This is a genomic window from Clostridium sp. YIM B02551, assembly GCF_022324735.1.
GTDB classification, from domain to species: Bacteria; Bacillota; Clostridia; order Clostridiales; family Clostridiaceae; genus Clostridium_T; species Clostridium_T paridis.
Window position 1 is genome coordinate 68125 of the sequence record NZ_JAKGTF010000018.1, and the last position, 8670, is coordinate 76794.

The window sequence follows — 8670 nt, forward strand, 5'->3', positions numbered from 1 at the left end:
GGTTTGTATGTTTTTAAATGAACTAAATATAATAGAGTCAAAAGCTTTTGTTAATTTGGTAAGAGAATTAGCTAATTTAGATGAAATTTTTGCTAAGGAAGAAGAAAAGCTTATAGAAGAATACATAGATGAGCTTTCATTAAGGGATCAGGATATAGAAAAACAAAGTTTAGAAGAAATTAAAGACGTATTTAACTCATCAACAGATAGAATAAAGAAAATAGTTTTTTTTGAATTGATTGGTTTAGCTTTGGTGGATGGAGAATTTGAGCATAAGGAAGAGGTGTTCTTAAAGGAACTGGCTCACAATTTTAATATATCTTTTTCAAGAATGCTAGCTTTTGTTGATTTCTTTAGAAATATTAAAAGTGTGTATGATTTTACAGTAGTAGATTATGAAAATAAGATTAAGTTAATAAAAGAATATGCTGAGAGATTAGTTTCTTAGAAATAGCTAAAGAGCAAAATATTATTTTGCTCTTTTTTTCTTTTTCTTTTTCATAACTGAAAATCCAAAGGTACCAAGGGACTTCTTCGGAAGAGGATAATATTCACCATGGCAATATGATATTAAGTTTCCTTCTTCAAAATGAATTTTTCCGTTACTATCAATTAAGGATTCATCTAAGTGTGAGCCCAAGACATCGGCAATAAACATATGATGGGTTCCTAATTCTATTATGTCTTTAACTTTACATTCTATGTTAATTGGGCATTCATCAATATATGGAACAGCAACATTATCTCCATCTTTTAATGTAAATCCAAGTTCTTTTATTTTATCAACATTTTTTCCAGACTTAACTCCACAATAATCAACTGCTCTTGTCATTGATGCATTAGGTATGTTAACAGTAAACTCCATTGTTTCTTTAATATACTCATAGGAAAGTCTTTCAGGTCTAACAGAAATGGAGAGCATAGGTGGTTTTGTGCATATAGTACCAGTCCAACCCACAGTAAAAACATTAACTTTTCCATCTTTACTTTTTGATGTAATTAAAACTACAGGAACTGGATTTAGAAAAACACTTCCTTTAAAATCTTTTTTTTGCATGAAATTCTCTCCTTTGTGGTGAATATTATTATGTTAAAACTCTATAATTATATCATTTTGGTAAAGATAAAGAAAGGAGTTTAGTTTGATATCATACATATATGATAAAGAAAGATTATTTTGAGAATAATAAGGAAGAGAACCGGATAAAGATATAAATATACTCAATAAATTATTTTGATATTTTTGGTTTTCGGTTAAAAATAACAATATATTAAGAATTTTTTAAGAGTCAATAAATGGAAAATAATATATAATAATATTGTATTCTTAAAGGAGGAAAAAGGATGAAGATTTATAGAAAAATAGTACTCATAATAGCATGTGGGTGTATGCTAATAATTAATTTAAACGGTTGTGGAAAAATAAATGAGGAAGCAAACAAAGTATATTATAATAATGACAAAATAGTAAGTGATGAAGACACCTACTATATGAGTAATTCAATTAAGAAAAGCAGAAATAATAACTATTCATTTAAGGCATCTAATTTCTCCGGAAGTAATACAATTGCAAGAATTACATTTAGTTCTCCTAAGGAATATGTAATTGATTTTTCAGTTAAAATTCAAGAGGGGAAGCTAAAATTAATAGTTATAGATAAAGATAAAAATATTATATTTACAAGCGAGAATCCATCTGGAAATGTTAGTTGTAAGATAGATGGCGCCAATGGTCCATATAGAGTAAAGCTTGTAGGGGATAATGCAAAATTTCAAATAACTTCAAGCTTAAAGGATATAGAAAATGTGAAATTAGATATAATTGAGTAAAATAAAGGGTTAAAAACAAATGTTTTTAACCCTTTAAAAATATCACTATATTATTGAACAAATACTTTGTGAGGATATACCTTCACCAGAACCAGTAAAACCTAATCCTTCTTCTGTGGTTGCTTTAATATTAATATCCTCTAATGTAATATTTAATGCTGAAGCTATATTTTCTCTCATTTCATTAATAAATGGAGATAATTTTGGTCTTTGAGCTATTATTGTAGCATCTATATTATTAATTGAATAACCTTTTTCCTTTAATAAATTACCAACATGATTAAGTAATTTAATAGAGGAAGCATCTTTGAATCGAGGATCACTATCCGGAAAGTGTTTTCCAATATCACCTAAAGCAGCAGCGCCAAGTAATGAATCCATTATTGCGTGTAAAAGAACATCTGCATCTGAATGACCTAATAACCCTTTTTCATAAGGTATATTTACTCCACCTAATATTAAACTTCTGTTTTCTACTAAAGTATGGACATCATATCCAATACCAACTCTCATATAATCACCTCAAGTATTTTTTATAATTTTAGCATATATTATAAAAAATATTAAGGCTGTGTATTGAAATTATAAAATTCTTTTAAATGATCGAGTTGTGTTAATTGATGATTCGGTTGATTTTCTTAGTGTGAATTTGCTCCTTATAAAGTATAATAGTCGTTTAAATAAACTTAGTTTTCGAGAGGTATATTTTTGATGTTTTTGTGTAAAATCTACGTAGATAACTTTACCTTTCATAATAATCACCTCTTGGATACGTTTTCTTATATTCTTATTATAACATAAAAGAGATAAAATATTATAGATTTATAAAACTTTGTTAAAAATTTTACTCATATAAATAAAGAAAGTCTATGATATAATATATTATATGATTTTTGATAAGAAGTGGGATGATGCTATGAAAAATAATATTAGAAAATTTGTTGGGATTCTACTAATAATCATAGGAATAGGTATATTTTCTTGGGTTGCTTATACCAAGTATACAATATACAAAGAACAACAAAAGTTAAAGGATACATTTAATCAAGTATTGAATCAAGATAATAAAAAAATAACTGATTCGAATAATGATGTAAATAATAAATCAGATATTGTTCCAATAGCAATTTTAAAAATTCAAAAAATAAATCTTGATGTAGCTGTAGGAGAAGGAGTAGATGACAAAGTGCTTGATTATGCAATTGGTCACTTCCCTAATACCGCAATGGCAGGTGAAAAAGGTAACTTTGCTTTGGCCGGACATAGAAATTTTACCTATGCTGAATACTTTAAGGATTTAGACAAGCTTAAAATCGGCGATGATATAATTGTAAAGACAAAGGAAAAAGAGATTAATTACAAGGTAACAGATAGCTTTGTAGTTGATCCTACTGATGTAAAAGTATTAGATGCTACAAAGGATGCAACAATTACTCTAGTAACTTGTACAGAGGGTGCGAAAAAGAGATTAATTATCAAAGGTGTGCTTAGCGAATGATTTTGATGAATGTTTTAATCAGAGGTGAATGGTAATATGAATGAAGTTTATATAGAGAAGTATAAATTCTCGAAAGAACCAAAACTGAGAGTTATAAATATTGAAGATGATAAGGTAAGAGGTAAACAGGTTTTCTTGCTGGTAAAGGAATTATCTTTATATAATGTTAAACTCACAACCTTAGCAAATATGAATTTAAAGAATCATATAAGAAATACAGCATTAAATATTGCATATGATATTGCTGGTGATCCAGAATTATATGATTCATTTGCAAAGAAAAGAGAACTGCCATACTCTAAGATATGTAGAAAGTTAGGAACTTCAAGGACATTTTTAGAGATATGGAACGAACTTATAACTGCATATGTAATCATAATATCAAATCCGAATTATAAATTAATTCAGGACTATTTTAATGTTATTATAAAAGAACAGGTAGAAGAGGTACCTAAGGATATTAGTTTAAATGTTTTTACTGGTATAGTACTTAAGAAAAACAAAAAAAGTGCAATAGTTCTATCCTACGATGGTATATTTAAAAAAATTAGTTTGCAGGAAGAATGTAGGTTAGGAGACGAAATAAAAGGAAAAGAAAGAAAAAGTATAAGAAGTTATTGGAAACAATTGGGCATTGCAGCAATCTTACTAATAATAGGAGTTTCTGTATTTATGTATAAATATAATAAAGTAACTTCTATTTTGGTTATAAATACTACATCCCAAATAAAGTTAGAGATTAATTCTTTAGGGAGAGTTGTATATTGTTATTCGCCAACTGAAAAAGGTGCTGACTTGTTAGATACAGGAGATATACAGAATGAAAATATAGATAATGCAATTATTAATATTTTTAAATTGGCAAAGGAAAAGAAAATGGTGCCAGATGATACAATCACTATATTCGTTAATGGAGAGCCTATCGAGTATGAAAAATTAAGTAAAAGTCAAAAATATTTTACAGATAATAAATTAGATGTTGTAATTAATAATGCTGGATATGAACTTAAAAATAGAAGGGAATCAGTTGTAAATGAAAAATCACAAGATGACGGCGGACAAAATAAAGGCCAAGAAGCAACAAAATAGTAGCCAAAATTCATCGAACATAATTAAGCACCTAGATTCTAAATTAGAGGTTAGATTAAATAAGTACATAAGTGATTCAGGCTTCTGTTCAAGAAGAGAGGCAGATAAGTTAATTACTCTTGGAAAAGTATATGTAGATGGTGTTAAAGCTGTAATGGGTACAAAAGTCAGCACAGGACAAGAAGTGAAAATTGAAAATAAGATAATAAGTAAAGGTAGAAAACTCATTTACTTAGCCTTGAATAAACCAGTGGGAGTAACCTGTACTACTGAACATAAAATAAAAGGAAATATTGTGGATTTTATAGGACATAAGGAAAGAATATTTCCAATTGGAAGGCTAGATAAAGATTCACAAGGATTAATCTTATTAACTAATGATGGAGACATAGTAAATAAAATACTAAGAGCAGGAAACAATCATGAGAAAGAATATTTGGTAACTGTCGATAAGAATATAACTCAAGGTTTTATAGAAAAAATGTCCTCTGGAGTTAGAATTCTAGGTACTGTAACAAAAAAGTGTTTTGTTAAAAAGGAAAGTAATTATGTTTTTAGAATTATTCTTACGCAAGGACTAAATAGGCAGATAAGAAGAATGTGCCAGGCTTTAGGTTATGAGGTGAAAAAGCTAGAAAGAATAAGAATTATGAATGTTCATTTAGGAAGTTTAAATATAGGTGAATGGAGATACTTAGAAGATGACGAGCTTGAGGAAATTAATAAATTAATTTCTTATTCCAAGAAAGCAATAGAATAATTATGATATTAAAAAGGCTGGAGATTAAACAAATCTCCAGCCTTTTTAATATTAAGGCCTAAATATATCGTTTAAAAGAGTTCCATCAGGAGTTTCTAAAGCTCCTCCGAGTATTTTTGCTAAGGTAGGTCCTTCAGAAAGTAAGCTCATAAACCCAATTGAGTAATTTTCTCTAATATCTGGGCCTTTTACTATGAAAAAGGTTTGATAATCTTGAATTTTAGGAGAATAACCATGAGTTGCAACATGATATTTACCTTTAGCATCTTCAATTATTTCACCATCAATATCATTAACAAAGTAATAGCCTTGTTTTGCTTCTAACATAAAATCGCAATCGGGGTCAGCACCTAAATCAGAAGCTTCTTTACCTGAATATATTTTTTCAATACAGTTATTATTTTCATCAGAGAAGTTAGTTAATAATTTATATATTTCTTCTTGTTTTGATTTATCTTTAAGATATATATAAGCTGAGCCATCACAATAGTTACAATAGGCAACTGTATGCTTTATTTTATTCTTAGAACTTAATTCTAAAAAATTGTGTTTTAAAAACAGATTATTAATTTTCACCACATACTTTGCATCAAGAAAACTATGGTCTCCTAAAGCTACTAATGTAGTTTCTTCAAAAATATTAAGTTTTTTTAATGTATCGATAATTTTTCCTAATCTATCATCATGTCTTTTTAGCGCATCATAAGCCTCTTTAGAAGAATAGCCGTAATCGTGTCTTTGAGAATCTACATCAGTAAAATGTACTGCTATAAATTCTGGGGTATTTGTTTCTAATAAATATATTAATGAGGACAGTGTGAAATTATCGAGATTTGGTTGAAGAATGCCATTTCTTAAGTGACCAAATTTTTTATTCATACTATATAGAAATAACTTACTGCCATTTAGTAAGGATACCATAATCTGATTTTGCCAAGGTCTATTTGGAAATATTTCTGGAATGTTGTAGTCTATAACGGCTTTGCCTGTTATTGGCCAAAGTAGTGCAGCTGTTTTTAGTCCTTTGCTTTTTGCAATATCAAAAAGGGTAGTTCCTTTTATATGTTTTCTTTCCCAAAACCAATCAGAAGAAAGAAATCTATTTGGTTGAATTAATATATTATTTATAATACCGTGATTTTTAGGCAGCTTGCCGGTAATGATTGATGTGTGCGCTGGATATGTCAAAGAAGGATAAATTGTTTCAACACTATTAGAATAGGAGCCGGATTTAATTAGGCTTGAGAAGTTAGGTAATGTTTTAAGAATTTCAAAATCTCTTTTGTCTACGGCATCAAAAGAAAGCAATAATAAATATTTTGACTTCATAGTTATACACCTCTATAAAAATCTCTTAGAAATATATTATATCAAAATTGTTATACAAAATATGTATGCATAGTATATAGAATTGTTAACTTTATAAAAAAAGGAAATGGATATTATCCATTTCCTTTCAGTAACTATAGTTCTTACTTTTGTCTTATGTTTAGATTTCCAGAAGTAGAACTGAATTTTATTTTATTATTTGAAATGCCACTGGAAGTAAAGTTGTTTTGAACATCTCCACTAATAGATGATTGCTCCAGATTAAATGTCTCTGTGGAAGGTATGGACAATGTGGTATCTCCTGAAGTTGTACTAATTTTATTGTTAGGATTTAGCTTACTGTAATCTATATTTATATTACCAGAAACAGTTTTACAATCTATATCACCAGAAAAGTTAATTGCACTAATGCCTCCTGAAACATCCTTAAGAGTACTGGATTGAGAAGCTATGTTATTTAGAAACATATCTCCAGATGTTGAAACTATAGAAAGTGAATTGATTTTAGAATTTGTTATATTTATATCTCCTGATGTAACTTTAATATCAAGAGAGGAAAAATCATTATTTTCCATGGTTATATTAGATGATGTTGATGTAATATTTAAATTTTTGTTATACCCTTTAGGTAGTTTAACAGTTACTGATAAATCCTTAGAAAATATATAATCTAAAAAAGAGTTATTTGAATTAAATAGTGAGAAAGAAATGCTTTTGCCTGATATTTCTTTCTTTATTTTAATATCATCGATTGAAGAACTTGATCTTACATCACCATTAGCAGTGATAGAAATTTCATTTTTGTCCCAATATTCAAAATTTATTGCTCCGCTTAAAAATTTCAAATTAACAGTGTCTATATCATTAAGAGGATAAGATTCCGAAGAGTTTATATTGTATTTGTATTTATAATTACCATCAAAGAAAATTTCAACATTTGAGCTAATTTTAGAAAGATCTCTTAAGTTAATATTAGATGCCAATAAACTTACAAACATTCCTGTATAGCTTACAACACATATTAAAACTAGAATCATAGATAGAATAAATAAATTAAATTTTTTTCTCATATCAGCACCTCCTATAGATGGGTTTTCAGCCATTTAAAGAACCTCTTAATAAGCTTCCAAGAGAACTTAAATAGTTGACTTACAATTATAATAGATAGAATTGTTAAAGAAATATTACCTATTAAGAAAAATATTGTTGAGATAAATGGTATTTGATCTAACGTTGGACCCATAATATCTCGTAAATGTCCATTGTTGAAGAGTTTGCCGAAAAGTAAAAAGATACTACCAAAAGTTAATGCTAGTGATCCTATTATTCCTGCAAACAAAGTTGCAATTATTGCTATGATGCCACCAAATAATCCAGGAGAGACAATTAACAATCCAATTAGTAAAATTATTATTAAAAAAACTGACTTTTCTTTTTTATTTGTATTAATTGGGTTAGCGTTGTAATTATTATATTCTGAATTGAAATTTGTTCTTTCATTATTAGGTTGACTATTTTCAACAATTACGTAATTATAATCTTTTGTTTCATATGATTGATTTGTTTTTGAATATGAGCCAGATGTATTTCCTAAATATCTATCAATAATTGAATAGGGATTTCCTAGTTCATTAATAATAGCTTGTTCTGTTTTACCATTTGCTAGTTCTATATCAAAATGCTCTTGATATTCTGAAATTATTTCATCTCTTTTCTCTTTAGGTAAATCAATAAGACCATTTATAAGAATGTTAATAAATTCTTTTCTAAACATGCAACGATACCTCCTTTTTGTTTATACTTGCATTGTATGATGTAGTTTAAGTCTTTTCAATAAGCTAGAAAGCATATTAAGGAAAACTTAAGAAGCTACTAAGATTTCTTAAGTTAAGATTATAAAAAATTAAGCACTAGTAAGATTATAAAAAATTAAGCACTAGTTAGAGGGTATAAGTTTTATTGTGTACTACTGAAATAAATAGTGTATATAAATACACATAACTTACTAGGAAAATTTATATTATATTAAAGTGTTGACAAAGGATTGAAATGATGTTAAGATGAATAAGTCGCCAAGAGGTGATGTTATGTTCTTTGAAAATTAAACAGAGGAAATGAAGTAAGATTTAGAAATAAACTTAAGTCAACGTAATCTTTTGAGTTA

General features: G+C 27.9%; 10 protein-coding genes. 5 read left to right on the plus strand and 5 right to left on the minus strand.

Going from position 1 to position 8670, the window contains the following annotated elements; translation table 11 throughout:
- The first annotated feature begins 7 nt into the window (after positions 1-7).
- A complete protein-coding gene (locus tag L1S47_RS18490) occupies positions 8-448 on the plus strand; it encodes a hypothetical protein (protein ID WP_238886002.1) in 441 nt (146 codons plus the stop codon).
- A gap of 21 nt (positions 449-469) precedes the next feature.
- Here L1S47_RS18490 and L1S47_RS18495 read toward each other — a convergent pair whose 3' ends face one another.
- Entirely contained in the window at positions 470-1057 is a 588-nt protein-coding gene (locus tag L1S47_RS18495) for a flavin reductase family protein (RefSeq protein WP_238886014.1), read from the minus strand.
- A 287-nt stretch (positions 1058-1344) separates the two neighbouring features.
- Here L1S47_RS18495 and L1S47_RS18500 point away from each other — a divergent pair, with 287 nt between their 5' ends.
- Positions 1345-1830: a hypothetical protein gene (locus L1S47_RS18500; protein WP_238886016.1), complete on the plus strand. Its 486-nt coding sequence runs from the start codon at positions 1345-1347 to the stop codon at positions 1828-1830.
- Between the two features lie 45 nt (positions 1831-1875).
- Here L1S47_RS18500 and ispF read toward each other — a convergent pair whose 3' ends face one another.
- Positions 1876-2343 (minus strand): 2-C-methyl-D-erythritol 2,4-cyclodiphosphate synthase, encoded by a 468-nt coding sequence (ispF, locus tag L1S47_RS18505; protein ID WP_238886018.1) that lies wholly within the window; start codon positions 2341-2343, stop codon positions 1876-1878.
- Positions 2344-2716: 373 nt separating this feature from the next.
- Between ispF and L1S47_RS18510 the strand changes: the two genes are divergently transcribed.
- From L1S47_RS18510 to rluF, 3 genes are read left to right on the plus strand one after another with little or no spacing between them, the layout of a single operon-like run.
- Complete coding sequence (locus L1S47_RS18510; RefSeq protein WP_238886020.1) at positions 2717-3328, plus strand: class D sortase; 612 nt, start codon at positions 2717-2719, stop codon at positions 3326-3328.
- Between the two features lie 36 nt (positions 3329-3364).
- Positions 3365-4417 (plus strand): anti-sigma factor domain-containing protein, encoded by a 1053-nt coding sequence (locus L1S47_RS18515; protein ID WP_238886022.1) that lies wholly within the window; start codon positions 3365-3367, stop codon positions 4415-4417.
- The gene (gene rluF, locus L1S47_RS18520) at positions 4377-5177 is read left to right on the plus strand and encodes a 23S rRNA pseudouridine(2604) synthase RluF (protein WP_238886024.1); all 801 of its coding nucleotides are present in this window, start codon (positions 4377-4379) and stop codon (positions 5175-5177) included. Before L1S47_RS18515 ends, rluF begins: the two co-directional genes overlap by 41 nt.
- A 51-nt stretch (positions 5178-5228) precedes the next feature.
- Here rluF and L1S47_RS18525 read toward each other — a convergent pair whose 3' ends face one another.
- The 3 genes from L1S47_RS18525 to L1S47_RS18535 all read right to left on the minus strand — a co-directional run bounded on the left by L1S47_RS18525 (position 5229) and on the right by L1S47_RS18535 (position 8280).
- A complete protein-coding gene (locus L1S47_RS18525) occupies positions 5229-6506 on the minus strand; it encodes an ectonucleotide pyrophosphatase/phosphodiesterase (protein WP_238886026.1) in 1278 nt (425 codons plus the stop codon).
- A gap of 143 nt (positions 6507-6649) precedes the next feature.
- Positions 6650-7576, minus strand: coding sequence for a DUF4097 family beta strand repeat-containing protein (locus tag L1S47_RS18530; protein WP_202766147.1), 927 nt, complete (start codon positions 7574-7576; stop codon positions 6650-6652).
- Between the two features lie 11 nt (positions 7577-7587).
- Positions 7588-8280 (minus strand): DUF1700 domain-containing protein, encoded by a 693-nt coding sequence (locus tag L1S47_RS18535; RefSeq protein ID WP_238886050.1) that lies wholly within the window; start codon positions 8278-8280, stop codon positions 7588-7590.
- Between the last annotated feature and the right edge of the window lie 390 nt (positions 8281-8670).

Excerpts from the sequence above, each read along its gene's own strand:
- L1S47_RS18490 (WP_238886002.1), top strand. The coding sequence starts at position 8 with ATGTTTTTAAATGAACTAAATATAATAGAGTCAAAAGCTTTTGTTAAT.
- L1S47_RS18495 (WP_238886014.1), bottom strand. The coding sequence starts at position 1,057 with ATGCAAAAAAAAGATTTTAAAGGAAGTGTTTTTCTAAATCCAGTTCCT.
- L1S47_RS18500 (WP_238886016.1), top strand. The coding sequence starts at position 1,345 with ATGAAGATTTATAGAAAAATAGTACTCATAATAGCATGTGGGTGTATG.
- ispF (WP_238886018.1), bottom strand. The coding sequence starts at position 2,343 with ATGAGAGTTGGTATTGGATATGATGTCCATACTTTAGTAGAAAACAGA.
- L1S47_RS18510 (WP_238886020.1), top strand. The coding sequence starts at position 2,717 with ATGATTTTTGATAAGAAGTGGGATGATGCTATGAAAAATAATATTAGA.
- L1S47_RS18515 (WP_238886022.1), top strand. The coding sequence starts at position 3,365 with ATGAATGAAGTTTATATAGAGAAGTATAAATTCTCGAAAGAACCAAAA.
- rluF (WP_238886024.1), top strand. The coding sequence starts at position 4,377 with ATGACGGCGGACAAAATAAAGGCCAAGAAGCAACAAAATAGTAGCCAA.
- L1S47_RS18525 (WP_238886026.1), bottom strand. The coding sequence starts at position 6,506 with ATGAAGTCAAAATATTTATTATTGCTTTCTTTTGATGCCGTAGACAAA.
- L1S47_RS18530 (WP_202766147.1), bottom strand. The coding sequence starts at position 7,576 with ATGAGAAAAAAATTTAATTTATTTATTCTATCTATGATTCTAGTTTTA.
- L1S47_RS18535 (WP_238886050.1), bottom strand. The coding sequence starts at position 8,280 with ATGTTTAGAAAAGAATTTATTAACATTCTTATAAATGGTCTTATTGAT.